We start from the raw sequence: 25,069 nt of genomic DNA on the forward strand, positions 1-25,069 counted from the left end.
CACGTGTCCGGAGTCACCCCGGATCAGCGGCTGCGGCGCCGCCCGCCCCGGCCGCGCTCGCCGTTGCGGACGCTCGCGTTGCGACCCGCCCGGGCCGCCTTGGCGCGCCGGGTGGCCGCCTTGACCCCGCCGGGGCTCTCCCCCGCCTTCACCTGGATCACCCGGGTGGAGGTCTCCAGGGTGCCCTCGCCGACCGCGATGACGCTCGACTCCACCGCGCCCAGCTTGGCCAGCCCGGCCCGCGAGTCGGCCAGCTCCTGCTCGGCACTGTCACCCTTGAGCGCCAGCATCTGCCCGTGCGGACGCAGCAGCGGCATGCCCCAGCCGGCCAGCCGGTCCAGCGGCGCCACCGCCCGGGCGGTCACCACGTCCACCGCGAGCTTGCCGACCATCTCCTCGGCGCGGCCGCGCAGCACCGTGACGTTGTCCAGCCCCAGCTCCCGGACGACCTCCTCCAGGAAGGTGGTCCGGCGCAGCAGTGGCTCCAGCAGCGTCACCGAGACGTCCGGACGGGCCAGCGCCACCGGGATGCCCGGCAGACCGGCCCCCGAGCCGACGTCGCACAGCGTGATGCCGGAGGGCAGCAGCTCGGCCAGCACCGCGCAGTTCAGCACGTGGCGGTCCCAGAGCCGGGGCACCTCACGGGGCCCGATCAGCCCGCGCTGCACACCCGCCGTGGCCAGCAGCTCGGTGTAGCGGACTGCGGCGTCGTAGCGCTCCCCGAAGACCTCCCGAGCGACGGCCGGCGCCTCGGACAGTTGCTCCACCTCGGTGGCCCGCCCCTCAGCGGCCGGGTCCACGTCCGCCCCCGGCCGGCCGGCGGCCGCGTTCTCCGTGTCCATCTCGACCTCTCCGATCCCCGGATCCACCGACCCGCTCAACGCACTGTTTCACGTGAAACATCCCAGAAGGGACAACGACCCCGCCCGCACGAGGCGGACGGGGTCGCGTCCGGTGAAGCTCTCCGGCCGCCGTGGCGGTCGGGTCGTCGACCTGTCGGCCTCAGACCGGCAGCACGACCACGCACCGCTGCGGCTCTTCGCCCTCGGACTCGCTGCGCAGACCCGCCGCGGCGACCGCGTCGTGGACGACCTTGCGCTCGAAGGGCGTCATCGGCCGCAGCTTGACCTGCTCGCCGGTGCTCTTGGCCTGCTCGGCGGCCTTGGCACCGAGCGCCGCCAGCTCCTCGCGCTTGCGGGCCCGGAAGCCGGCAATGTCCAGCATGAGGCGGCTGCGCTCGCCGGTCTCCCGGTGGACAGCCAACCGGGTCAGCTCCTGGAGCGCCTCCAGCACCTCGCCGTCCTGGCCGACCAGGCGCTGCAGCGCGCGGTCGTTGCCGTCACTGACGATCGAGACCAGGGCACGGTCGCCCTCGACGTCCATGTCGATGTCACCGTCGAGGTCCGCGATGTCGAGCAGACCCTCCAGGTAGTCCGCCGCGATGTCGCCCTCCTGCTCCAGGCGGGAGATGAGGCTCTCGTCGGCGCTGGCGGCGGCCTCGGTCTCGACGGCGGAGGTGGTGCCTTCCGTCACTGATGGACTCCTTCGGAGATGGGCCCGTCTGTCGGGCCGGGGACGAAGCTCTTCGCGGCTGTCACAACGGGCTCGGGACCGGTCAGGACTTCTTCTTCGGCCGCTGGCCGCCACCGCGCTTCGGCTGCTGCCGGGTTCCCTGCTTGGTGCCGGCGGGCTTGGCCGCGGCCTGCTTGGCGGCCGCTGTCTTGCCCTCGGACTCGGCGGGGGCGGAGTCGGCCGGCTCCTCGGCCGGGGTGTCCTTGTCCGGCTCGACGGCCGGCTGTCCGGCACCGCCCTGCTGGCGCTGGGACTTGCTCTGCCGACGGGGCTGCTGGCGGCGCACCTGAGCCGCCTCCTCGACCACCGCGGCGGCGGCGCTGGCCGCCTCGCTGACGGCCGCCTTGGACGGGGGCAGCATGCCCCAGAGCGCGCCCTTGATCTCCGTACCGTCCGGACGCAGTCGGCCGGCCTTCTTCAGGCGCTCCTGGCGCTCCTGGAAGGCCTGGCTGCCCGGGGTCGGGTTGTTGTGGATGACGATCAGCTGCTGGCCCATCGACCAGACGTTGGTGGTCAGCCAGTAGACCAGGACACCGACGGGGAAGTTGATGCCCATCACGGCGAACATGATCGGGAAGACGTACATCAGCATCTTCTGCTGCTGCATGAACGGCGTCTTCACCGTGAGGTCGACGTTCTTCGTCATCAGCTGGCGCTGGGTGATGAACTGCGACAGCGACATCAGGATGATCATCACGGCGGTGACGATCTTGACGCTGGTCTCGGGGCTGCCCACGAAGGTCGCGGAGAGCGGGGCACCGAAGATGTGCGCCTTGCCGGCGCTCACCAGCAGGTCACCGTGGATGACGCCGATGTCCTGGCCCTTGGCGACCTTGGCGAGCACACCGTAGAGGGCGGTGAAGAACGGCGCCTGGACGATGATGGGAAGGCAGCTGGAGAACGGGTTGGTACCCGCCTCCTTGTACAGCTTCATCATCTCTTCGGACTGGCGCTGCCGGTCGTTCTTGTAGCGCTCCTGGATGGCCTTCATCTTCGGCTGGATCGCCTGCATGGCCCGGGTCGCCTTGATCTGCTTCACGAAGAGCGGGATCAGGCAGATCCGGATGACGACCACCATCGAGGCGATGGCGAGACCCCAGGCCCAGCCACCGTCCGGATTGAAGATGTGGCTGTACAGCGAGTGGAACTGGACGATGATCCAGGACACCGCTGTGTACAGGGGATTCAGGAAGGAGAAGGTCACCGGTCAGGCTCCTTGGACAGGTGGATTGGCCGCACGGGGCCAATGGTCGCCGGGCCCTCGGGGTCCGGACCGGCGGGGGTGGCGGTCACCGGGTCTCCGGTGGCGGACCGGCTGTTCAACCAGTCTCGCAACCGCCGGTGCCACACCGGATGCTTGCGCGGCGGGACGTGATCGACCCCGCCGGGCGTCCACGGATTGCAGCGCAGGATTCGCCACGCGGTCAGCCCGCCGCCCTTGACCGCCCCGTGCACCTTCACGGCCTCGTAGCCGTAGTGCGAGCAGGAGGGGTAATAGCGGCAGACCGGACCGAGCAGTGGGCTGATGGTCCACTGGTAGACCCTGATCAGACCCATCAGCAGGTACTTCATCGACCTGCTCCCGTCGGCGCCGTGGCGGCGGGCTCCGCCCTCAGCAACCGCTTCAGTGCCGCGTCCAGGTCACGTTCGAGGTCCTGGTACGAGGCGGTCGCGGCCTGGGGCAGCGCACGCACCACTATCAGGCTACCGGCGGGCAGCCTGAAGAGACGATCACGAACGAGGTGGCGCAACCGGCGCTTGACCAGGTTGCGGACGACCGCCGGGCCGACGGCCTTGCTCACGACGAAACCCGCACGCGCCGAAGGAGTCCCCTCGGCGACGTGCGGGCGGAAGTCGCTGGTCCGGTCGGTCTGCCCCTGCGGGTCACCCTCTCTGCTGAGATGGACGACCAGAAGGGGCCGGCCGGCCCGACGACCGCGTTTCACCGCGGTCGCGAAGTCCTGGCGCCGCCGCAGCCGATTCTCGGAGGGCAGCACAACAGACTCTGGCGCGGATCAGGCGGACAGGCTGGCGCGGCCCTTGCCACGGCGGGCGGCCAGGATGGCGCGGCCGGCGCGGGTACGCATACGCAGCCGGAAGCCGTGGGTCTTCGCGCGACGACGGTTGTTCGGCTGGAAGGTGCGCTTGCTCACTCGGGGGCTCCTGAGGTGAATCGTAGGATGACGGGGAGTCGCTTGGCCGTCACCGTGCGTCCGCGTGATCTCCCCTGATTCGGAAATCCGGCCCATCGCCCCAGTTCGGCTGGGGTCTGAGGCAATCCACGGCGCCCGTGCTGCGCGCCTTATGGAGCGGGTGGACCCGCGGACATGCGGCAGCGGCCATCGACAACTCGACCTGGTTACGGTACGCGGGACGGGGCACGAGGGTCAAACCCGGCCGCTCCCGGCCCGTCTTACCCACAGCCTGTGGACAACGACTTGATCCCGCCCTGTTCGCTGACTACCGTTGCAGAACTTGTCTGGTTTGTTCTTGGAAAGCGTGCACCAGTGGCTGATGTCAACAGCGACCTCGTCCCGGTCTGGGCCAGGGTCGTCGAGCGGCTGGTCAGCGACCCCGATGTCGCGGAGATGGACAAGCAGTGGGTGCAGCGCACCCAGCCGATGTGGATGATGCACGACACCGCCCTGCTGGCGACCCCGAACGAGCGGGCCAAGCAGGTGCTGGAGGGCCGGCTGCTGCCGCAGCTGACCGAGGCCCTCAGCCGCGAGCTCAGCCGCCCGGTCCGGATCGCCGTGATGGTCGACGCCAACGCGGTGCCCACCACCCCCGCGCCCGCCCCCCAGGCCCCCGCCGAGCCCTACCCCGGCCCGGCCGAGGAGGACGACTCCGACTACGGCGGCCAGGGCTACCAGCAGCCGTACGAGCACGGCCGGCCCTACGAGCAGGCGCAGCCGTACGAGCAGGACTACGAGCGCCCCCGCTACGACACCGGCGGCTACGAGCAGCGCCAGGCCCCGTACGGCGGCCCCGGCGGCGGACCGGGCTGGCAGGGCTACCAGGAGCAGCCGCCCGCCTACCGCGACCCGGAGGAGCACACGCCCCGGCCGGCGCCGCGGCCCGTCCCCGGCCCGCCCGCGACCACCCAGGGCGACCTCTTCGGCGGCGCCTACGGCCCCGGCCCGAACGAGCAGCCGCGCACCGGCGCGGGCCGCCGGGCCGGCGGCTCCCGCCCCGCCGGCGGACGCCCGGCGGAGAAGTCCGCCCCGGAGCGCTCCGCCGAGCGCCCCGGCGTACCCGGAGTGCCGGCCCCGCCCGGTGCTCCCCCGGCCGGCGGCTCCCGCAAGGACGAGCCGGCCGCCCGGCTGAACCCCAAGTACCTGTTCGACACCTTCGTCATCGGCGCCAGCAACCGCTTCGCGCACGCGGCGGCGGTGGCCGTCGCCGAGGCCCCGGCCAAGGCGTACAACCCGCTCTTCATCTACGGCGAGTCCGGGCTGGGCAAGACCCACCTGCTGCACGCCATCGGGCACTACTCGCGCAGTCTCTTCCCGGGCACCCGGGTGCGCTACGTGTCCTCGGAGGAGTTCACCAACGAGTTCATCAACTCGATCCGGGACGGCAAGGCGGACACCTTCCGCCGCCGCTACCGGGACATGGACATCCTGCTCGTGGACGACGTCCAGTTCCTCGCGAGCAAGGAGTCCACGCAGGAGGAGTTCTTCCACACCTTCAACACCCTGCACAACGCGAACAAGCAGATCGTCCTCTCCTCGGACCGGCCGCCCAAGCTGCTGACCACGCTGGAGGACCGGCTGCGCAACCGCTTCGAGTGGGGTCTGATCACCGACGTCACCCCGCCGGAGCTGGAGACCCGGATCGCGATCCTGCGCAAGAAGGCGATCCAGGAACAACTCAACGCTCCCGCCGACGTGTTGGAGTTCATCGCGTCCCGGATCACCCGGAACATCCGGGAGCTCGAGGGCGCCCTGATCCGGGTGACGGCCTTCGCCAACCTCAACCGGGCCCCGGTGGACCTGGAGTTGGCCGGGATCGTCCTCAAGGACCTGATCCCGGGCGGGGACGAGGACGCAGGACCGGAGATCACCGCGCAGGTCATCATGCAGCAGACGGCCGCGTACTTCGGCCTGAGCGTGGACGACCTCTGCGGATCCTCGCGCAGCCGGGTGCTGGTGACAGCCCGGCAGATCGCGATGTACCTCTGCCGCGAGCTCACCGACCTCTCGCTGCCGAAGATCGGCGCGCAGTTCGGCGGCCGCGACCACACCACGGTGATGCACGCGGACCGCAAGATCCGCTCACTGATGGCCGAGCGGCGCTCGATCTACAACCAGGTCACCGAACTCACCAACCGCATCAAGAGCTAGCCGGCGCGGCACAGCGCCGCCACGGGACGGCCCCAGGGCGTCAGGAGCGAATCCTGACGCCCTTTTCGCGCGTCCACAGGTGTGCGCCGCGCTCCGACCGGGCAGGGATGCGGTCGACGGACGATCCGCCAGTCCACAGCCCGCGCCGAACAACTGACCGGTGATTCGAAAACCGAGGGCGCGCAAGGCCGTTGTCCACAGGACCGGCCCCTTCTCCACCGTCCACAGGGTGGAGGGTGCGGAGTTATCCAGAATTCGTCCACAGGCCCGTCACCGCTACGCTCTTCCGCGCAGGTCAGGTGCCTGTGGACTTGTGCACAACAGTTATCCACAGGATGTGGACAGTTGACCGCCCGCCAGTGGGCCGTCCGGGTTATCCACCGGTTGTCCCCAGGCTCGGGTCGGTTATCCCCAGGTTGTCCACAGCGGCGTCCACAGTTCGACAACCGTGGACTGGCGTTCATACCCTGGTGTGAAAGGCGTCACGAAAAGTTGACCGGCGCCCGTGGATAACCGGGCCCGGATCTGGGGACAGCCCTGGGGATAACCTGTGGATACCGAGCGTGGCCTGTGGGTAACGCTCGGCTGTCCACAGCGCGGCCTGCCCGTCCACAGCCGCCGTCCACAGTCACTGTGGACAAAATTCGGGCTCTGACCTGCGGAAACGGGGTTATCCACGGTTTCCACAGGCCCTACTACTACCACTACACATTTAGACCCCGGACTTGCTTTCAAAGTGGGTGGGCCCCGAATCTGTGGACAACCGGCCTCCGACAACCGTTCGGGAAGCTTCCGCCCGTCTGCCCCGTCTGTCGGCGGAGTACGTCAGACTGTCCTTGCGACTGGAAGCGGAGTGACCGAGCTCGGTGGACAGCCGAACCGACGATCAAGATCAGACGAACCAGAGTGCGAGCGGGAGCGCTCGATCCAGGAGGCGGTTACCGGTGAAGTTCCGGGTGGAGCGTGACGTCCTCGCGGAGGCGGTGGCCTGGGCTGCCCGCAGCCTCCCGGCACGGCCGCCGGTGCCGGTGCTGGCCGGCCTGCTGCTGACCGCGCAGGAGGGCAGCCTGGCGCTGTCCGGCTTCGACTACGAGGTGTCGGCCCGGGTCGAGCTGGAGGCGGACGTCGAGGAGACCGGCACCGTCCTGGTCTCCGGCCGGCTGCTGAACGACATCTCCCGCAACCTCCCCAACCGCCCGGTGGAGATCTCCACCGACGGCCAGCGGGTCAGCGTGGTCTGCGGCAGCTCCCGCTTCACCCTCCCCACCCTCCCGGTGGACGAGTACCCCTCGCTCCCCCAGATGCCGACCGCCACCGGCACCGTCTCCGGTGACGTCTTCGCCTCCGCCGTCAGCCAGGCCGCGGTCGCCGCCGGCCGGGACGACACCCTCCCGGTGCTCACCGGTGTCCGGGTCGAGATCGAGGGCGACCGGATCACCCTGGCCGCCACCGACCGCTACCGCTTCGCCGTCCGCGAGCTGCTGTGGAAGCCCGAGCAGTCGGACATCTCCGCCGTCGCGCTGGTCCCGGCCAAGACGCTCCAGGACATCGCCAAGTCCCTGGGCAGCGGCGACAACGTCTCCATCGCGCTCTCCTCGGGCGGCGCGGGCGAGGGCCTGATCGGTTTCGAGGGCGCCGGCCGCCGGACCACCACCCGGCTGCTGGAGGGCGAGTTCCCCAAGTTCCGCAGCCTGTTCCCGACCGAGTTCAACGCGGTCGCCGCGATCCAGACCCAGCCCTTCCTGGAGGCGCTCAAGCGCGTCTCGCTGGTGGCCGAGCGCAACACCCCGGTCCGCCTGAACTTCGAGGAGGGCGTGCTGACGCTGGAGGCCGGCTCGGGCGACGACGCCCAGGCCACCGAGCGGATCGAGGCCTCCCTGGAGGGCGACGCCATCTCGATCGCCTTCAACCCGGGCTACCTGGAGGAGGGCCTCAAGGCCATCGACTCCCCCTTCGCCCAGCTCAGCTTCACCACCCCGACCAAGCCCGCCCTGCTCAGCGGCAAGGTCTCGGTGGACGCCGAGGAGGACAAGGCCTACCAGTACCTGATCATGCCGGTCCGCCTCTCCGGCTGATCCCGCCGCGTCCGACCGTCCACAGGCTGTGCACACCCGCTGTGCACAGCCTGTGGACGTCTCCCCCGCCCGGCCCGACCGCAGACGGCCGGGTCCGCTCCAGCGCGTAGGCTCAAGGAGTGCGGCAACGGCGCCGCCGGCAGGCACGTCACCACAGGTAAGGACTTGGTCATGGAGCTCGGCCTCATCGGTCTCGGCAAGATGGGCGGCAACATGCGCGAGCGGATCCGCCGCGCCGGCCACACCGTCATCGGTTACGACCGCAACCCGGACATCTCCGACGTCGAGAGCCTCCAGGAGCTCGTCACCAAGCTCCAGGGCCCGCGCGTGGTCTGGGTGATGGTCCCGGCGGGCGCCGCCACCCAGGCGACCGTCGACGAGCTCGCCGAGCTGCTCTCCCCCGGCGACGTGGTGGTCGACGGCGGCAACTCCCGCTGGACCGACGACGTCAAGCACGCCGAGGCGCTGGCCGCCAAGGGCATCGGCTTCGTGGACTGCGGCGTCTCCGGCGGCGTCTGGGGCCTGGAGAACGGCTACGCGCTGATGTACGGCGGCGACGCCGAGCACGTCGCCAAGGTCCAGCCGGTCTTCGACGCCCTGAAGCCCGAGGGCGACTTCGGCTCGGTGCACGCGGGCGCGGTGGGCGCCGGCCACTTCGCCAAGATGGTCCACAACGGCATCGAGTACGCGATGATGCAGGCCTTCGCCGAGGGCTGGGAGCTGCTGGAGGCCGCCCCCGAGGTCACCGACGTGCGCGAGATCTTCCGCAGCTGGCAGGAGGGCACGGTCATCCGCTCCTGGCTGCTGGACCTGGCCGTCCGCGCCCTGGACGAGGACGAGCACCTCGACAAGCTGCGCGGCTGGGCCGCCGACTCCGGCGAGGGCCGTTGGACCGTCGAGGCCGCGATCGACCACGCCGTGCCGCTGCCGGCGATCACCGCCTCGCTGTTCGCCCGCTTCGCCTCCCGCCAGGAGGACTCGCCGCAGATGAAGATGATCGCCGCGCTGCGCAACCAGTTCGGCGGTCACGCGGTCGAGTCCAAGTAACCAGCAGGTCCTCCCCAAGAAGGCGGGCGCAGTCCACAGCCATGCACGTCGCGCATCTGTCGCTCGCCGACTTCCGGTCGTACGCCCGGGCCGAGGTTCCCCTCGACCCGGGCGTGACCGCCTTCGTCGGGCCCAACGGCCAGGGCAAGACCAACCTGGTCGAGGCGATCGGCTACGTCGCCACCCTGGGCAGCCACCGGGTCGCCACCGACGCCCCGCTGATCCGGCTGGGCGCCGAACGCGCGGTGGTCCGCACCTCGGTGGTGGACCGCGGCCGCTCCACCCTGATCGAGCTGGAGCTCACCCCGGGCAAGGCCAACCGGGCCCGGATCAACCGCTCCGACAACGTCCGCCCGCGCGACGTGCTGGGCCTGCTGCGCACCGTGCTGTTCGCCCCCGAGGACCTCAGCCTGGTCAAGGGCGACCCGGGTGAGCGGCGGCGCTTCCTGGACGAGCTGCTGACCGCCCGGGCCCCCCGGCTGGCCGGGGTCCGGCAGGACTACGAACGGGTGCTCAAGCAGCGCAACGCCCTGCTGAAGACCGCCGCGATGGCCCGCCGGGCCGGTGGCGGCAAGGGCGCCGACCTGTCCACCCTGGAGGTCTGGGACGGCCATCTGGCCCGTGCCGGAGCCGAGTTGACGGCCTTCCGGATCCAGCTGGTGGCCGCCCTGCAGCCGCTGGTGGCGGCCGCGTACGGGCAGCTGGCCCCCGGCGGCGGCGAGACCTCCCTGGAGTACCGCAGCTCCTTCGAGGGCGAGCTGCCGACCAGCCGCGAGCAGGCCGAGGAGCAGCTGCTGGACGCGCTGCGGGCGGTCCGCAAGCAGGAGGTCGAGCGCGGGGTGACCCTGGTCGGCCCGCACCGCGACGAACTGGTGCTCAAGCTCGGCCCGCTGCCCGCCAAGGGCTACGCCAGCCACGGCGAGTCCTGGTCCTTCGCGCTGGCCTTGCGGCTGGCCTCGTACGAGCTGCTGCGCGCCGACGGCGGCGAGCCGGTGCTGATCCTGGACGACGTGTTCGCCGAGCTGGACGCCGCCCGCCGGGACCGGCTGGCCGAGCTGGTGGCCGACGGCGAGCAGGTGCTGGTGACCGCGGCGGTCGCCGAGGACGTGCCCAAGGCGCTGGCCGGCGCCCGGTTCGCGGTCTCCGACGGCGCGGTGCGCCGGATCGACGCCTGACCGCGCCCCCTCCGGCACCACACCCGCACCACCGGATCCGCACCACCACACCACCGTCACCGCACCTCGGTGCCCCCCGGCCCCGGCCCGCCGGGCCCGGCCGCTCCCGTAGGCTGGACGGCTCGACGGCGCGCGACCGCGACCGTTGTCCACAGGCTGGGGAAAGGAGATCGCCGTGAGCGAGCCGGCGGAGCGCTCCCCCGGGCCCGGTGCCCCCAAGCCCGGTGCCGCCGAGTCCGGCGCCCCCGCGCCGACCGGCGCCGACCTCGCCCGCTCGGCGCTGCGGGCGGCCCGCGCCCAGGCCCGCCAGCGCGGCGACCAGGTCCGGGAGAAGCGCGAGGCGAAGCGCCACGGCCTGCGCAGCGGCGCCCGCTCGGACGGCCGCGACCCGGTCCCGCTCGGCGCGGCACTCAACCGGCTGCTGACCGAGCGCGGCTGGGAGTCCTCGGCCGCCGTCGGCGGGGTGATGGGCCGCTGGCCGCAGATCGTGGGCCCGGACATTGCCGCGCACTGCCACCCCTCCTCCTACGACGAGGCCGCCGCGGTGCTCACCGTGCAGTGCGACTCCACCGCCTGGGCCACCCAACTACGCTGGCTGGCACGGCAGTTGGTGGCCCGCCTGAACCACGAGCTGGGGCACGGGACGGTCAAGACCATCAAGGTGCTCGGCCCGGCGGCGCCCGTCCGCGGTTACGGCCGGCTGCGCGCGCCGGGGAGCAAGGGGCCGGGCGACACCTGGGGCTGACCGGGAAGTCGGACGCCCGCCGGGGTCCCGGAACGGATGGCGATCTTCCGGAACCCCTGACAGCCCTTCCAGGCGCCCTGGGCCCCCCGGTCGAGTATCGGGACATGTGCAGAGGGGATTCAGGGCGGCATATCTGCCCTCAAGGGCTGCCAAACGCCCATCTCTGTCAGTCGTACCGGTAGACTGAGAGCCAAACACTGTTGCTAGTGGCAACCGAGTCGAAACGCTGTGGTCGCACGCCCGCCCGCACGGGGTGGGCATGCGGCCCGTGCTGTGCCAGAGAGGGCGCTTCGTGGCCGATTCCGGCAACCCCAGCCAGACCCCAGACCAGTCCGACCAGTCTTCCTACACCGGTAGCAACATCCAGGTGCTGGAAGGCCTCGACGCCGTCCGCAAGCGCCCCGGCATGTACATCGGTTCGACGGGCGAGCGCGGCCTGCACCACCTGGTGCAGGAGGTCGTGGACAACTCCGTCGACGAGGCGATGGCCGGGTACGCCGACACCATCGACGTCACGATCATGGCCGACGGCGCGATCCGCGTCGTCGACAACGGTCGCGGCATCCCCGTGGACATCGTCCCCGGCCAGGACAAGCCCGCCGTCGAGGTCGTGCTCACCGTCCTGCACGCGGGCGGCAAGTTCGGCGGTGGCGGCTACGCCGTCTCCGGCGGTCTGCACGGTGTCGGCGTCTCGGTGGTGAACGCGCTGTCCACCCGGCTCTCCGTGGAGATCCACAAGGACGGCAACATCTGGACCCAGGACTACAAGATGGGCGCGCCGACCGCCGCCCTGGTCAAGGGCGCGGAGACCGACCGGACCGGCACCACGGTGACCTTCTGGGCCGACGGCGACATCTTCGAGACCACCGTCTACTCCTTCGAGACGCTCTCCCGGCGCTTCCAGGAGATGGCCTTCCTCAACAAGGGCCTGTCCATCTCGCTGACCGACGAGCGCCCCGAGCACGTGGACGAGGAGGGCAAGCCGCTCTCCGTCACGTACAAGTACGACGGCGGCATCGCCGACTTCGTCGCCCACCTCAACTCCCGCAAGGGCGAGGTCATCCACCCCTCGGTGATCGACTTCGAGGCGGAGGACAAGGACAAGGCGATCTCGGTGGAGGTCGCGATGCAGTGGAACTCCTCCTACACCGAGGGGGTCTACAGCTTCGCCAACACCATCCACACCCACGGCGGCGGCACCCACGAGGAGGGCTTCCGCGCCGCGCTGACCGGCCTGGTCAACCGCTACGCGCGGGACAAGAAGCTGCTCCGGGAGAAGGACGACAACCTCTCCGGCGAGGACATCCGCGAGGGTCTGACCGCGATCATCTCGGTCAAGCTCGGCGAGCCGCAGTTCGAGGGCCAGACCAAGGACAAGCTCGGCAACACCGAGGCCAAGACCTTCGTCCAGAAGGTCGTCCACGAGCAGCTCAACGACTGGCTGGACCGCAACCCCAACGAGGCCGCGGACATCATCCGCAAGTCCATCCAGGCCGCCACCGCGCGCGTCGCCGCCCGCAAGGCCCGCGACCTCACCCGCCGCAAGGGCCTGCTGGAGTCCGCCTCGCTGCCGGGCAAGCTCTCCGACTGCCAGTCCAAGGACCCGTCCGAGTGCGAGATCTTCATCGTCGAGGGTGACTCCGCGGGCGGCTCGGCCAAGCAGGGCCGCGACCCGCGCACCCAGGCCATCCTGCCGATCCGCGGCAAGATCCTGAACGTCGAGAAGGCCCGGATCGACAAGGTCCTCCAGAACACCGAGGTCCAGGCCCTCATCTCGGCCTTCGGCTGCGGCATCCAGGAGGACTACGACGAGTCCAAGCTGCGGTACCACAAGATCGTCCTGATGGCCGACGCCGACGTCGACGGACAGCACATCCGCACCCTGCTGCTCACCCTGCTGTTCCGCTTCATGCGGCCGCTGGTCGAGTCCGGGTACGTCTACCTCGCCATGCCCCCGCTGTACAAGATCAAGTGGGGCAAGGACGACTTCGAGTACGCCTACTCCGACCGCGAGCGCGACGCCGTGGTCGCCGCCGGGGTGGAGGCCGGGCGCCGGCTGCCCAAGGACGACGCGATCCAGCGCTTCAAGGGTCTCGGCGAGATGAACGCCGAGGAGCTCCGGATCACCACCATGGACGCCGAGCACCGCCTGCTGCTCCAGGTCACCCTGGAGGACGCTGCCCGTGCCGACGAGCTGTTCTCCGTGCTGATGGGCGAGGACGTCGAGGCCCGCCGCTCCTTCATCCAGCGCAACGCCAAGGACGTCCGCTTCCTGGACGTGTGACGCCTGCACCCCAGGCCCCGCACGTTCCAGTCCGCGTGAAAGGAAACTGACCACCAGTGGTCGACGACAACCGTCCCGAAGGCGACCAGCCCGAGACCCCCGACACCGCCGAGGCCACCGCCCAGGCGACGATGCGGATCGAGCCGGTCGAGCTCGAGACCGAGATGCAGCGCTCGTACCTCGACTACGCGATGAGCGTGATCGTCAGCCGTGCGCTGCCCGAGGTCCGCGACGGCCTCAAGCCGGTGCACCGCCGCGTGCTCTACGCGATGTACGACGGCGGGTACCGCCCCGAGAAGGGCTACTACAAGTGCGCCCGCGTCGTCGGCGACGTGATGGGCAACTACCACCCGCACGGTGACACCTCGATCTACGACACCGTGGTCCGCCTGGCCCAGCCGTGGTCGCTGCGGATGCCGCTGGTGGACGGCAACGGCAACTTCGGCTCCCCGGGCAACGACCCGGCCGCGGCCATGCGCTACACCGAGTGCAAGCTGATGCCGCTGGCCATGGAGATGATGCGCGACATCGACGAGGAGACCGTCGACTTCGCGCCCAACTACGACGGCCGCTCGCAGGAGCCGACCGTCCTGCCCGCGCGCATCCCCAACCTGCTGGTCAACGGTGCCACCGGCATCGCGGTCGGCATGGCCACCAACATCCCGCCGCACAACCTCCGCGAGGTCGCCTCCGGCGCGCTCTGGTACCTGGAGAACCCGGAGGCCTCCGCCGAGGAGCTGCTGGACGCCCTGGTCGAGCGGATCAAGGGCCCGGACTTCCCGACCGGTGCGCTGATCGTCGGCCGCCGCGGGATCGACGACTACTACCGCACCGGCCGCGGCTCGGTCACCATGCGCGCCGTGGTCGAGGTCGAGGAGATCCAGGGCCGCCAGTGCCTGGTGATCACCGAGCTGCCCTACCAGGTCAACCCGGACAACCTCGCGCTGAAGATCGCCGACCTGGTGAAGGACGGCAAGATCGCCGGCATCGCCGACGTCCGCGACGAGTCCTCGTCGCGTACCGGCACCCGCCTGGTGGTCGTGCTCAAGCGCGACGCCGTGGCCAAGGTCGTGCTGAACAACCTGTACAAGCACACCGAGCTGCAGACCAACTTCGGCGCCAACATGCTGGCCCTGGTCGACGGCGTGCCGCGCACCCTGTCGCTGGACGCCTTCATCCGGCACTGGGTCAACCACCAGGTCGAGGTCATCGTCCGGCGCACCACCTTCCGCCTGCGCAAGGCCGAGGAGCGCGCCCACATCCTGCGCGCCCTGCTCAAGGCCCTGGACCTGATCGACGAGGTCATCGCGCTGATCCGGGCCTCGGCCAGCGCCGACGCCGCCCGCACCGGCCTGATGGGCCTGCTCGACATCGACGAGCTCCAGGCCAACGCGATCCTGGAGATGCAGCTGCGTCGCCTGGCCGCGCTGGAGAGCCAGCGGATCATGGACGAGCACGACGAGCTCCAGCGCAAGATCGACGAGTACAACGCGATCCTGGCCTCGCCGACCCGCCAGCGGGAGATCATCTCCGAGGAGCTCGCCGCGATCGTCGAGAAGTACGGCGACGAGCGGCGCTCCACCCTCATCCCCTCCGACGGCGACCTCTCCATCGAGGACCTCATCGCCGAGGAGGACATCGTCGTCACCATCACCCGTGGCGGCTACGTCAAGCGGACCCGCTCCGACCTCTACCGCTCGCAGAAGCGCGGCGGCAAGGGCGTGCGCGGTGCCCAGCTGAAGCAGGACGACATCGTCGACCACTTCTTCGTGACGACGACCCACAACTGGATCCTGTTCTTCACCAACAAGGGCCGGGTCTACCGGGCCAAGGGCTACGAGCTGCCGGACGCCGGGCGCGACGCCCGCGGCCAGCACGTCGCCAACCTGCTGGCCTTCCAGCCGGAGGAGCACATCGCCCAGGTGATGGCCGTCCGCACCTACGAGGACAAGCCGTACCTGGTCCTCGCCACCCGGGCCGGCCTGGTGAAGAAGTCCCCGCTCAAGGACTACGACTCCCCGCGCTCCGGCGGCCTGATCGCGATCAACCTGCGCCAGGACGAGGAGGGCCGGGACGACGAGCTGATCGGCGCCGAGCTGGTCTCCGCCGAGGACGACCTGCTGCTGGTCTCCAAGAAGGCCCAGTCGATCCGCTTCACCGCGACCGACGACGCCCTGCGCCCCACCGGCCGCGCCACCTCCGGCGTCAAGGGCATGGCCTTCCGCGAGGACGACGAGCTGCTCTCGATGAACGTCGTCCGACCGGGCACCTACGTCTTCACCGCCACCGACGGCGGGTACGCCAAGCGCACCGGTGTGGACGAGTACCGTGTCCAGGGACGTGGCGGCTACGGCACCAAGGCGGCGAAGATCGTCGAGGGCCGGGGCTCGCTGGTCGGCGCGCTCGTGGTCGACGAATCCGACGAGATCATGGCGATCACCCTCTCGGGCGGGGTGATCCGCACGAGGGTTTCCGAGGTTCGTGAAACCGGACGTGACACCATGGGCGTCCAACTGATCAACCTCGGAAAGCGCGACGCGGTCGTGGGCATGGCCCGCAACGCGGAGGCCGAGGACGAGGAGACGGCGGAGGACGAGGTGGCGGGTACCGAGTCCACCGACACGGCCGAGGGTGCGGAGACGGCGGTCGGCGGAGACGTCGAGGCCTGATCCGAACCGCAGACCGGTGCCGCCGCGTCCGAATGGATGGACGCGGCGGCACCGGACGCCGACCAGTTCCGGGCAATCCCGCCGGGCGCTGGATGACGAGTGACAGGCAGGGCGGCGCCGCCGTCCTGGTGGGAAGTGCGGGAGGACCAGGTGAGTGGAGCCACGGGTGCTGCGGGAGGAACCTCCGGCGGCCGTCCGGGCGCGCAGGGCGGGGGTTCGTACGGTGTGCCGCAGCCGCCGAACGAGCACCCGGCCGCGTCCACCTCGCTGATGCCACCGGTCGGCGGAGCGGGCCAGAGCGGTGCGACCTACGGCGGGCAGACGCCGGCGTCGTCGAGTGGCCCGGCCTCCGGGTCGGGCGGCTTCTCGCAGCCGACCACGTACGCCAAGGGGCAGCCGACCCCGCCCCGGGGCACCCGGACCGGGGGCAACACCCCGGCCGGCGGAACCCCGGTGGGCGGCGCCGCCGCCGGCGGAGCGGCGCGTCGGCCCGCCCCCGCCGCCGCCCCCGCCGCCGCGGTGGGCGGCCAGGGTCTCGGCCGGACCCGCAAGGCCCGGCTGCGGGTGACCAAGGTCGACCCGTGGTCCGTGATGAAGGTCAGCTTCCTGCTGTCGCTGGCCGTCGGCATCATCCTCATCGTGGCCTCGGCCGTGCTGTGGATGACGCTGGACTCGCTCGGCGTCTTCGACTCGCTGACCAAGACCCTCAAGGACGTCACCGGCTCGGACAGCAACGGCGGCCTCAACCTGATGGACTACGTCGGCTTCGGCAAGGTGATGACCTTCACCACGCTGATCTCCGTGGTCGACGTCGTCCTGCTGACCGCCCTGTCCACGCTCTCCGCGTTCATCTACAACGCGGCGGCCGGCTTCACCGGCGGTGTCGAGCTCACCCTGGCCGAAGAGGACTGATCCTGGCCGGAACCTGACGTTCGCTCAGTTTTCCGTCCGAGGACGGAATGTACGGGCCCCATCGGCTGTTGCCGCCGGTGGGGTCCGTCGGCATTTCGGGTGACAGCCGGCCGCCCGCGGCGCGCCGCCCGGAAACCGGGCGGCCGCGGTGGGATTAGCTGCTGCCACCCGTCCCACGCCTGGGAGTGCCGCAGGCCGCCCCCGGTCCGCACGACCGGGTCAGCTGAGGTTCCGAAGGACGACTGGACGGAGGCGCGCGGTGGCGAAGCTCGCAGGTCAACTGGTCGAGGCCCTGGAAGGGCTGTTGGGGGTCCCGGTACCACTGCGGGTCCAGGTGTGGGACGGCAGCGTCGCGGGGCCGCCGGGCGCGCCCACCGTGGTCCTGCGCAACCGCCGGGCGCTGCGCCGGCTGATCTGGCAGCCGGACGAGCTGGGGCTGGCCCGCGCCTACGTCGCGGGGGACCTCGAACTCGCCCCCGGCACCGACCTGTACGAGACGCTCTCCGCCGTCGCCCGCTTCGCCGAGCGTCCGGAGATCCGCACCCTGGTCCTCGGACCGCGCGACGTGCTCGGCGCCCGGGGCCGCCGGGTGCTCGTCGCCGCGCTGCGGGCCGGGGCGGTCGGCCCGGAGCCCGAGCCGCCCCGCGAGGAGGTCCGCAAGGCCGAGGGGCGGCTGCACAGCCGCAGCCGGGACCGCGCGGCCATCAGTCACCACTACGACGTCGGCAACGACTTCTACCGGCTCGTGCTGGGCTCCTCGATGGTCTACTCGTGCGCCTACTGGACGCCCGAGGCGAAGAGCCTGGAGGCCGCCCAGGAGGCCAAGCTCGACCTGATCTGCCGCAAGCTCGGCCTGCGCCCCGGGATGCGCCTGCTGGACGTCGGCTGCGGCTGGGGCTCGCTGCTGCTGCACGCGGCGAAGCACTACGGGGTCACCGCGGTCGGGGTCTCCATCTCCCGGGAGCAGGTCGCGCTGGCCCGCGCCCGGGTCGAGGAGGCCGGGCTGTCCGACCGGGTCGAGGTCCGGCTCCAGGACTACCGGGAGATCGCCGACGGGCCCTTCGACGCGATCTCCAGCGTCGGGATGGCCGAACACGTCGGCTCCGAGCAGTACCGGGTCTACGCCGAGGGCCTGTACCGGCTGCTGGTGCCCGGCGGCCGGCTGCTCAACCACCAGATCGCCCGCCGCCCCGACCTCCCCGGTGAGCCGCACCGCACCAGTCCCTTCATCAACCGCTACGTCTTCCCCGACGGCGAGCTCTCCCCCGTCGGTTCCACCGTGGCCCGGCTGGAGGAGGCCGGCTTCGAGGTCCGGGACGTCGAGTCGCTGCGCGAGCACTACGCGCTGACCCTGCGCGAGTGGGTGGCCAACCTGGAGGCGCACTGGACGGAGGCGGTCGGGCTGGTCGGCCGCGGCCGGGCCCGGGTCTGGCGGCTCTACATGGCGGCCTCCGCGCTCGCCTTCGAGCAGAACCGGATCGGGATCAACCAGGTGCTCGCCGTCCGCAGCACCGAGGAGGGCTCGGCGGGCCTGCCGCCGACCCGCGAGGAGTGGCTGCTGCGCCCCTCCTCCGGCGTGCCGCAGCTGGTCGCGGGGGGTGCCGCCGCAGCCCCGGCCGACCCGGATTTGGGAGATCGGCCGTCGGTCCGCTAATCTTTCAGTGCGGCAAGGGCCTATAGCTCAGACGGTTAGAGCGCTTCCCTGATAAGGAAGAGGCCACAGGTTCAAGTCCTGTTAGGCCCACCACCGCGAAGGGCCCGGAGTGATCCACTCCGGGCCCTTCGATCTTCCCGGTCTCCCCGAGAACGGGCGGATCAACGGGTCGGCCGGAATCCGGTACGATCTCTGTTCGGCGAGGGCCTATAGCTCAGACGGTTAGAGCGCTTCCCTGATAAGGAAGAGGCCACAGGTTCAAGTCCTGTTAGGCCCACCTCCCCGAAGGGCCCGGAGTGATCCACTCCGGGCCCTTCGGCGTTTTCCGGCGCGGGCCGGGGTGGCTCCGGCGAACGGCACGGCCGTGGCGGTGGCACCGGGGAGCCCCGTGGACCCGGCGGCGGGAGGGACCTGACCTGGGGCGCCGGGCCGCTCCGGGGCCGGTCGGACCGCCCGGCAGGAGGTGCGGCGTCAATCCTGGGACCGGACCGCCGGGTTGGCCGTGCCGGTGGCTGGTCACGATTGGGACACCGGTGTGTATCATCGGCCGCAAGGGCAGTCTGGCACCCGGCCGCCCGTTTCGCGCTCGAAACACAACTGGACTCGTCGGCCCGGTCAGTCCGGCCGGATCCGGCTCTTGAGTCCACCAACGCAAGAAGGACGAGGTCCCGCGGTGAAGAAGCTTCTCCTGGTCGCCCTGGTCGCCCTCGGCGGCTTCTTTGTCTACCGTCAGGTCCAGGCGGACCGCGCCGAGCAGGACCTGTGGACCGAGGCCACCGACCCGGTCCCGGCCGGTCGCTGAACAACCGGCGATCTGACGATCGACGAATTCCGGAGGCGCCCCTCAGCGCCTCCCGGGCCGGCCGGCCCGGTCGAAGAACCGGACCGGCCGACCCCAGGGAACGGCACGGTTCCCGGGGGACGGCGCTGGGAATCGCGCCGGAACCCGGTACGCTAGTGCCCGCTGGCACGCGCAGTGCCGTCGAGGGGCATTAGCTCAGTTGGTAGAGCGCTGCCTTTGCAAGGCAGATGTCAGGAGTTCGAATCTCCTATGCTCCACAGTTCACAGCGGTAGCCGATCGGCCGTCGACCAGGATCCTGGTCGACGGCCGATCGGCGTTTCCGGTCTTTCCCGTCCGCTCGGCCCCGTCCGCTCAGCGCGGCCCGGGGCCGTCCTCGGCGGAGGGGTCGTCGTTCCCGGCGGCCGGGGCCCCGTCCGTCGGTTCGGAGGTGGCCTCCGGGCCGGAGCCGTTCACCGGGGCGGAGGTGGCGTGCGCGCCGGCCGGTCGGGGTTCCTGCGTGGCCGGGGGCTCGACCAGCCACTCCGGGTTGCTGTGCCGGCGCCACCACTGCCAGGCGACGACGCCGCCGCCGATCGCCAGCAGGCCGGCCACGGCGAGGCCCGCGGCCAGGCGGTTGCAGTGCTCCTTCCTGGCGTTCCGGGCGGCCAGCTCGCTGATCTCGGCCGCGCTGACGTTGCCGTGGAGGGCGGTCAGCGCGGCGGCGCCGCGGGCCTGGGCCTCCTGGGCGACCGGGACGACCGTGGCACGGGCCTCCTCGACCGCCTGGGCGACCCTGGGGACGACGGTGGCGCGGGTCTGGTCCGCCGCCCGGGCGGCGGACAGGCGGGCCGCCAGGGCGGCCTCCTGGGCCCGGTGGAGGGCCTTCAGGGCGTTCTGCTGGGCCTCCGGCGGGAGGCTGGCGAAGGCGTGGCGGAACTGCGGGGCGAGGTGCCTGTCGTACTGGCCGCGGAGGTTGTGGGCGGCCAGTGCGGCCTTCGGACCGAAGGCGTCCAAGGCGGGGCCGAGGCGCTGCTTGGCGCCGTCCGCGAACTGTGCGGCGGTGTCCCGGGTCCTGGTGGCCGTCTCTCGGGCCGAATCCGAAAAGCTCACGAGTCTCTCCTCCTGGGTGGCGTCCTATATGCACATATCCACCTAAATGCTGATCATGCATCCTGATTTGTCCGAAGGCATGTCGGGTGGGCCGTACGCGGGGCCCTGCAGGACGGGCCGGGGCCCGGTCGGGCGTGTCGGTGGGCCGTACGCGGGGCCCGTGGGGCGGCCCGGAGAGGGAGGCGGGGGAGTCCGGCCCGGGAACGGCGGTGCGGCAGTAGGCTGGCGGCTTTGAGGTCGTGTACGGGAAGGGGACCCCGCTGATGCTCCCGGACGAGCCGCGGCCGACGGCCGATCGGTCCCCGGAGGCCGGACCGCCCGGCTGCTACCGGCACCCGCAGACCCCCACCGGGGTCTCCTGCACCCGCTGCGAGCGGCCGATCTGCCCGCACTGCATGGTGGCCGCCTCGGTGGGCTTCCAGTGCCCGGAGTGCGTCGGCAACGGCCACGCCGGGGCGCGGCGGGCGACCACCCGGTTCGGCGGGGCCCTGGCCGCCGACGGCGGGCTGGTCACCCGGGTGCTGATCGGGATCAACGTCGTGGTCTGGGTGCTGGCGGCCTACGTGCTCACCCCGCGGCTCGGTCAGGTCTGGTTGCTGTTCAGCGCGGGGGCGGACATCCTCGGCGGTCCGGCCGGTGTCGCCGACGGCCCGCACCAGTGGTACCGGCTGCTGACCGCCACCTTCCTGCACGTGGAGTGGTGGCACGTCGGGATGAACATGCTGGTGCTGTTCTGGCTCGGCCCGGCACTGGAGCAGGCGCTCGGCCGACTGCGCTTCCTGGCCCTCTACCTGGTCTCCGGCCTGGGCGGCAGCAGCTTCGCGTTCCTGGTGGCCGGCCACGAGATGAGGTCGCTGGGCGCCTCCGGGGCGGTCTTCGGGCTGATCGGCGCCACGATCGTGATGCAGCTGCGGGACAAGGGCCCGCTCGGCCCGGCGATGGCGTTCCTGGTCTTCAACCTGATCGTCACCTTCTCCCGCCCGGGCATCGACTGGCGGGCGCACATCGGCGGCCTGCTGCTCGGCTCGCTGACCGCGGCCGGCCTGATGTACGCCCCGCGCGAGCGCCGCGGCCTGGTCCAGGCCCTGACGGTGGTGGGCGCGGTGGCGGTCGAGGCGGGGATGCTGCTGGCCGGGATGGCCCTGTACGGGGCGTGACCCTTCGAGCGTTTGTCCACAGCGGGTGCGGGGTTGTGCACAGGCTGTGCGGCCATCCTGCTGCGGACTGCTGTTCTACGCGTGTCCTGCTGTGCGGTTCTCCCGTTTCCGAGGGGTTGTGCGCAACGGTGTGCGGCTCCGCCCGGGAAAGTTATCCACAGGCTGGGGAGACTTTTCCCCAGTGTGGATAACCATGTGGATAAGCATGACAGTCCGATGGTGGGGATAACCGACCGGATTGCCACCCGGCTCCGGGCACGCCTGACCGCCGTCCCGGGACGAGCGATCCGGAACGGCGGGGAACGGCTCGGGACCGAGCCTCAGGACGGTCGGGCCGTCACTTCCACTGGGTGGAGACGCCGAACCCGGCGGCGATGAAGCCGAAGCCCACCAGGATGTTCCAGTTGCGCCAGCTCTCGACCGGGTAGGTGCCGCTGGTCACGTAGTAGGTGACGATCCACACCAGGCCGATCAGGAACAGTGCCAGCATCAGCGGCGCGACCCAACCGCGGCCCGAACTGATCTTCACCGCGGCCGTGGTCGGCGGGGTGTAGTCGGACTTCTTGCGGAGTCGAGACTTCGGCACGAGGAGCTCTCCTGTCGATGCGCTGTGAGACCGCGCGGGGTGCAACGGGGGGGAATCGGCCGGGTCGGCTGCGGCGAACGGCCCGGGGACCGCTCCGCCGCATGCCACCGGCGTCCGTTAGCGTAGTGGCTCGGCGGGTGTTGAGGAGATAAGGGTACGGTGACTAATTTGTCGATTCCCCCTGAGCCGGCCCGTACCCGCCGCTCCGGCACCCGAATTGTCGGCCGTGCCCTGACCTGCGCCGTCTTCGCGCTCGCCGGCCTGCTCTTCTACATCAGCGCGCAGACCGCCCGGGGCACCGACCTGCGGACCGACAACTCGCTGCTCAGCCTCGGCGACGTGATCCGCCAGCGCAGCGGGCAGAACCAGCAGGCGCAGTCCCAGCTCGCCGACCTCCAGGCCCGCGCCCAGCAGCTCACCGAGCGGCAGGGCCACGACCCCGCCGACGCGGCGCAGCTGGACGGCCTGCGCGCCGGCGCCGCCCTGGAGCCGCTCCAGGGCGGCGGCCTGACCGTCACCCTCAACGACGCCCCGCCGAACGCCACCGCGCGCATCCCCGGGGTGCCCGAGCCCGGCGTCAACGACCTGGTCATCCACCAGCAGGACATCCAGGCCGTGGTCAACGCGCTGTGGCGGGGCGGCGCCGAGGGCGTCCAGGTGATGGACCAGCGGCTGATCTCCACCAGCGCCGTCCGCTGCGTCGGCAACACGCTGCTGCTCCAGGGCCGGGTCTACTCCCCGCCGTACGTGGTCAAGGCGGTCGGGAAGACCGACGCCCTGCGTTCGGCCGTCGACGCCGACCCGACGATCCGCAACTACCTCCAGTACGTCCAGGCGTACGGGCTGGGCTGGAAGGTCCAGGAGAGCGGCGAGCTGACCCTGCCCGGCTACTCCGGCACCACGGAGCTGCGGTCGGCGGGCGGACAGCAGTAGCGGACCGGCCCCGCGGCCGTGCACGGCGGGTCTACTCTTTAACCCAGTCCGCTGCGTCGAGGGAGCACCATGTACGGCTGGATCTGGCGTCACCTTCCGGGAAACACCCTGGTCCGAGCCGTCGTCTCGCTGCTCCTCGTCCTGGGGACCGTCTACCTCCTCTTCACCTACGTCTTCCCGTGGGCGGAACCGCTGCTCCCCTTCGGTGACGTCACGGTGGACGGCGGCGACGGCGCCGCGACCGGCTGAGCCGGCGGGCCCGGCACCCCTTCCAGCACCGCACCCCACGGAGACCACGCGCGCATGACGACCCGGCCGACCACTCCGCCCCGCATCCTGGTGGTGGACAACTACGACAGCTTCGTCTTCAACCTGGTCCAGTACCTGTACCAGCTCGGTGCCACCTGCGAGGTGGTGCGCAACGACGAGGTGACCGTCGAGCACGCCGTCCGCCGCTCCGGCGAGGAGGGCTTCGACGGCGTCCTGCTCTCCCCCGGGCCCGGTGCCCCCGAGGAGGCCGGGGTCTGCATCGAGATGGTCCACCACTGCGCGCGGATCGGGCTGCCGGTGTTCGGCGTCTGCCTGGGCCTCCAGTCGATCGCGGCGGCGTACGGCGCGGTGGTCGACCGGGCGCCCGAGCTGCTGCACGGCAAGACCTCGCCGGTCGAGCACGAGGACGGCGGCGTGTTCGAGGGCCTGCCCTCGCCGCTGACCGCGACCCGCTACCACTCGCTCGCGGTCGAACCGGCCACCGTGCCGGCCGAGCTGGTGGTCACCGCGCGCACCGACAGCGGCGTGATCATGGGCCTGAGGCACCGTGAACTGCCGGTCGAGGGCGTGCAGTTCCACCCCGAGTCGGTGCTCACCGAGGGCGGCCACCGGATGCTCGCCAACTGGCTCGCGGAGTGTGGCTTCCCGCAGGCGGTCGACCGGTCGGCCGGGCTCGCCCCGGTGATCGGCCGGGGCTGACCGGCGTGACCGCGCTGCGTCCGGAGGGACGTTTCCAGCCGGAGGCGGACCCGTACGGCACCGTGCAGCAGTACCCGGTGCAGACCGCGCCCGAGGACGCCTGGGGCGTGTACGAGCAGGCCCAGGAGCCCCTCGTGGACGGGCCCGAGTACCCCTGGCTGCCCGACCAGACCCTCCAGCTGCGGCTGCCCGCGGACCTCGGCGCACCGGCCGCCGAACCGGTCCCCACCGGCGGTCGGGCCGAGCGCCGCCGTGCCGCCCAGGGCGGCCGCACCTCGCTTCGCTCCGGCAGCGGCCGGCGCCGGGCGGGCGGCCGTGCCGCCGGGCGGGCGCGCCCCAGGGAGTCCGTGCTGGTGGTGGCCGCCCGGGGCGTCGGCGAGCTGTGCATCACGCTCGGCCTGGTGATGCTGCTCTTCGTCGCCTACCAGCTCTGGTGGACCAACGTGCAGGCCGACGAGGCCGCCGACGGGGCCCGCAGCCAGCTGGAACAGCAGTTCGACGCGGCGCCCGCCGCGCCCGCCCAGCCGGGGCAGCCGGCCCCGGACCCGAACAAGCCCGAGGTGTTCGAGCCCGGCAAGGGCTTCGCCATCATCTACCTGCCCAAGCTGGGGCTGAAGTTCCCGATCGCCGAGGGCACCTCCAAGTCGGCGGTGCTCGACAAGGGCCTGGTCGGCCACTACGCCAACACCGGCATGCCGGGCGACAAGACGGGCAACTTCGCGCTGGCCGCCCACCGCAACACCCACGGCGAGCCGTTCCGGTACATCAACCAGCTCGGCAAGGGCGACAAGATCGTGGTGGAGACCTCCGCCGGCTACTACACCTACGAGGTCACCGGGGGCATCCCGGAGACGTCCCCCAACAACGTGAGCGTGATCAAGCCGGTGCCGAACGGCGCCGGGTACGCCGGTCCCGGCCGCTACATCACGCTGACGACCTGTACCCCGGAGTTCACCTCCAAGTTCCGTCTCATCGTCTTTGGCAAGATGATCGACGAACGGCCGCGTGCCCAGGGCAAGCCGGCCGCCATCACGGGCGGGTAGCCGCCCGGCC

At 71.2% G+C, this 25,069-nt stretch carries 23 protein-coding genes and 3 tRNA genes; 18 read left to right on the forward strand and 8 right to left on the reverse strand.

Features of this window, described 5'->3' with window-relative positions; genetic code table 11:
* Positions 1–23 precede the first annotated feature (23 nt).
* The 6 genes from rsmG to rpmH all read right to left on the reverse strand — a co-directional run bounded on the left by rsmG (position 24) and on the right by rpmH (position 3,725).
* The gene (rsmG, locus tag ACIQ87_RS21550) at positions 24–842 is read right to left on the reverse strand and encodes a 16S rRNA (guanine(527)-N(7))-methyltransferase RsmG (RefSeq protein ID WP_402409075.1); all 819 of its coding nucleotides are present in this window, start codon (positions 840–842) and stop codon (positions 24–26) included.
* A 160-nt stretch (positions 843–1,002) separates the two neighbouring features.
* Positions 1,003–1,533: a protein jag gene (locus tag ACIQ87_RS21555; protein WP_402409076.1), complete on the reverse strand. Its 531-nt coding sequence runs from the start codon at positions 1,531–1,533 to the stop codon at positions 1,003–1,005.
* A gap of 82 nt (positions 1,534–1,615) precedes the next feature.
* On the reverse strand, positions 1,616–2,776 hold the full coding sequence (gene yidC, locus ACIQ87_RS21560) for a membrane protein insertase YidC (protein WP_402409079.1): 1,161 nt from the start codon (positions 2,774–2,776) through the stop codon (positions 1,616–1,618).
* Entirely contained in the window at positions 2,773–3,144 is a 372-nt protein-coding gene (gene yidD / locus ACIQ87_RS21565; RefSeq protein ID WP_402409082.1) for a membrane protein insertion efficiency factor YidD, read from the reverse strand. Before yidD ends, yidC begins: the two co-directional genes overlap by 4 nt.
* Positions 3,141–3,569 carry a ribonuclease P protein component gene (rnpA, locus tag ACIQ87_RS21570; protein WP_402409085.1) on the reverse strand — a complete coding sequence of 143 codons (429 nt, stop codon included), beginning with the start codon at positions 3,567–3,569 and terminating at the stop codon, positions 3,141–3,143. Before rnpA ends, yidD begins: the two co-directional genes overlap by 4 nt.
* Positions 3,570–3,587: 18 nt before the next feature.
* The gene (gene rpmH, locus ACIQ87_RS21575; RefSeq protein WP_030059672.1) at positions 3,588–3,725 is read right to left on the reverse strand and encodes a 50S ribosomal protein L34; all 138 of its coding nucleotides are present in this window, start codon (positions 3,723–3,725) and stop codon (positions 3,588–3,590) included.
* 354 nt (positions 3,726–4,079) lie between these two features.
* On the opposite strand from rpmH, the gene dnaA reads away from it, so the two are divergent.
* The 13 genes from dnaA to ACIQ87_RS21640 all read left to right on the forward strand — a co-directional run bounded on the left by dnaA (position 4,080) and on the right by ACIQ87_RS21640 (position 19,538).
* Positions 4,080–5,918 carry a chromosomal replication initiator protein DnaA gene (dnaA, locus tag ACIQ87_RS21580; protein ID WP_402409088.1) on the forward strand — a complete coding sequence of 613 codons (1,839 nt, stop codon included), beginning with the start codon at positions 4,080–4,082 and terminating at the stop codon, positions 5,916–5,918.
* Between the two features lie 944 nt (positions 5,919–6,862).
* Positions 6,863–7,993: a DNA polymerase III subunit beta gene (dnaN, locus tag ACIQ87_RS21585; RefSeq protein WP_402409091.1), complete on the forward strand. Its 1,131-nt coding sequence runs from the start codon at positions 6,863–6,865 to the stop codon at positions 7,991–7,993.
* Between the two features lie 171 nt (positions 7,994–8,164).
* The gene (gene gnd / locus ACIQ87_RS21590; RefSeq protein WP_392868689.1) at positions 8,165–9,040 is read left to right on the forward strand and encodes a phosphogluconate dehydrogenase (NAD(+)-dependent, decarboxylating); all 876 of its coding nucleotides are present in this window, start codon (positions 8,165–8,167) and stop codon (positions 9,038–9,040) included.
* A gap of 41 nt (positions 9,041–9,081) precedes the next feature.
* Complete coding sequence (gene recF / locus ACIQ87_RS21595) at positions 9,082–10,215, forward strand: DNA replication/repair protein RecF (protein WP_402409095.1); 1,134 nt, start codon at positions 9,082–9,084, stop codon at positions 10,213–10,215.
* Between the two features lie 280 nt (positions 10,216–10,495).
* Positions 10,496–10,960: a DUF721 domain-containing protein gene (locus tag ACIQ87_RS21600; RefSeq protein WP_402409377.1), complete on the forward strand. Its 465-nt coding sequence runs from the start codon at positions 10,496–10,498 to the stop codon at positions 10,958–10,960.
* A 268-nt stretch (positions 10,961–11,228) separates the two neighbouring features.
* Positions 11,229–13,244 (forward strand): DNA topoisomerase (ATP-hydrolyzing) subunit B, encoded by a 2,016-nt coding sequence (gene gyrB, locus ACIQ87_RS21605; RefSeq protein ID WP_402409097.1) that lies wholly within the window; start codon positions 11,229–11,231, stop codon positions 13,242–13,244.
* Positions 13,245–13,375: 131 nt separating this feature from the next.
* Positions 13,376–15,913, forward strand: coding sequence for a DNA gyrase subunit A (gyrA, locus tag ACIQ87_RS21610; RefSeq protein ID WP_402409380.1), 2,538 nt, complete (start codon positions 13,376–13,378; stop codon positions 15,911–15,913).
* Between the two features lie 150 nt (positions 15,914–16,063).
* Positions 16,064–16,825, forward strand: a complete 762-nt coding sequence (locus ACIQ87_RS21615) for a DUF3566 domain-containing protein (protein ID WP_402409099.1) — start codon at positions 16,064–16,066, stop codon at positions 16,823–16,825.
* 259 nt (positions 16,826–17,084) lie between these two features.
* A complete protein-coding gene (locus ACIQ87_RS21620) occupies positions 17,085–18,479 on the forward strand; it encodes a class I SAM-dependent methyltransferase (protein WP_402409103.1) in 1,395 nt (464 codons plus the stop codon).
* Positions 18,480–18,495: 16 nt separating this feature from the next.
* Positions 18,496–18,572: transfer RNA gene (locus ACIQ87_RS21625), tRNA-Ile, on the forward strand.
* A gap of 110 nt (positions 18,573–18,682) precedes the next feature.
* Positions 18,683–18,756, forward strand: a tRNA-Ile gene (locus ACIQ87_RS21630).
* Positions 18,757–19,152: 396 nt separating this feature from the next.
* Complete coding sequence (locus ACIQ87_RS21635) at positions 19,153–19,281, forward strand: DLW-39 family protein (RefSeq protein ID WP_014137031.1); 129 nt, start codon at positions 19,153–19,155, stop codon at positions 19,279–19,281.
* Positions 19,282–19,465: 184 nt separating this feature from the next.
* Positions 19,466–19,538: transfer RNA gene (locus ACIQ87_RS21640), tRNA-Ala, on the forward strand.
* A gap of 95 nt (positions 19,539–19,633) precedes the next feature.
* Here ACIQ87_RS21640 and ACIQ87_RS21645 read toward each other — a convergent pair.
* Positions 19,634–20,371, reverse strand: a complete 738-nt coding sequence (locus ACIQ87_RS21645; protein WP_402409105.1) for a DUF5324 family protein — start codon at positions 20,369–20,371, stop codon at positions 19,634–19,636.
* A 263-nt stretch (positions 20,372–20,634) separates the two neighbouring features.
* Between ACIQ87_RS21645 and ACIQ87_RS21650 the strand changes: the two genes are divergently transcribed.
* Positions 20,635–21,528 carry a rhomboid family intramembrane serine protease gene (locus ACIQ87_RS21650; protein WP_402409108.1) on the forward strand — a complete coding sequence of 298 codons (894 nt, stop codon included), beginning with the start codon at positions 20,635–20,637 and terminating at the stop codon, positions 21,526–21,528.
* A gap of 337 nt (positions 21,529–21,865) precedes the next feature.
* Here the strand turns inward: ACIQ87_RS21650 and crgA are convergent, their stop codons facing one another.
* Positions 21,866–22,114 (reverse strand): cell division protein CrgA, encoded by a 249-nt coding sequence (gene crgA / locus ACIQ87_RS21655; protein WP_049656797.1) that lies wholly within the window; start codon positions 22,112–22,114, stop codon positions 21,866–21,868.
* Between the two features lie 168 nt (positions 22,115–22,282).
* Here crgA and ACIQ87_RS21660 point away from each other — a divergent pair, with 168 nt between their 5' ends.
* The 4 genes from ACIQ87_RS21660 to ACIQ87_RS21675 all read left to right on the forward strand — a co-directional run bounded on the left by ACIQ87_RS21660 (position 22,283) and on the right by ACIQ87_RS21675 (position 25,059).
* Positions 22,283–23,047, forward strand: a complete 765-nt coding sequence (locus ACIQ87_RS21660) for a DUF881 domain-containing protein (RefSeq protein ID WP_392868700.1) — start codon at positions 22,283–22,285, stop codon at positions 23,045–23,047.
* A gap of 69 nt (positions 23,048–23,116) precedes the next feature.
* The gene (locus ACIQ87_RS21665) at positions 23,117–23,296 is read left to right on the forward strand and encodes a hypothetical protein (protein WP_402409113.1); all 180 of its coding nucleotides are present in this window, start codon (positions 23,117–23,119) and stop codon (positions 23,294–23,296) included.
* Between the two features lie 54 nt (positions 23,297–23,350).
* Entirely contained in the window at positions 23,351–24,016 is a 666-nt protein-coding gene (locus ACIQ87_RS21670; protein WP_392868703.1) for an aminodeoxychorismate/anthranilate synthase component II, read from the forward strand.
* Between the two features lie 5 nt (positions 24,017–24,021).
* Entirely contained in the window at positions 24,022–25,059 is a 1,038-nt protein-coding gene (locus ACIQ87_RS21675; RefSeq protein ID WP_402409116.1) for a class E sortase, read from the forward strand.
* Positions 25,060–25,069 lie beyond the last annotated feature (10 nt).

Origin of the sequence: Kitasatospora sp. NPDC096204, from assembly GCF_044763205.1 — a bacterium.
GTDB lineage: Bacteria > Actinomycetota > Actinomycetes > Streptomycetales > Streptomycetaceae > Kitasatospora.

What these genes read in the sequence shown, in the direction of transcription:
- rsmG (WP_402409075.1), bottom strand. Translation starts at nt 842, where the DNA reads ATGGACACGGAGAACGCGGCCGCCGGCCGGCCGGGGGCGGACGTGGAC.
- yidD (WP_402409082.1), bottom strand. Translation starts at nt 3,144, where the DNA reads ATGAAGTACCTGCTGATGGGTCTGATCAGGGTCTACCAGTGGACCATC.
- gnd (WP_392868689.1), top strand. Translation starts at nt 8,165, where the DNA reads ATGGAGCTCGGCCTCATCGGTCTCGGCAAGATGGGCGGCAACATGCGC.
- recF (WP_402409095.1), top strand. Translation starts at nt 9,082, where the DNA reads ATGCACGTCGCGCATCTGTCGCTCGCCGACTTCCGGTCGTACGCCCGG.
- gyrA (WP_402409380.1), top strand. Translation starts at nt 13,376, where the DNA reads ATGCGGATCGAGCCGGTCGAGCTCGAGACCGAGATGCAGCGCTCGTAC.
- ACIQ87_RS21650 (WP_402409108.1), top strand. Translation starts at nt 20,635, where the DNA reads ATGCTCCCGGACGAGCCGCGGCCGACGGCCGATCGGTCCCCGGAGGCC.
- ACIQ87_RS21665 (WP_402409113.1), top strand. Translation starts at nt 23,117, where the DNA reads ATGTACGGCTGGATCTGGCGTCACCTTCCGGGAAACACCCTGGTCCGA.
- ACIQ87_RS21670 (WP_392868703.1), top strand. Translation starts at nt 23,351, where the DNA reads ATGACGACCCGGCCGACCACTCCGCCCCGCATCCTGGTGGTGGACAAC.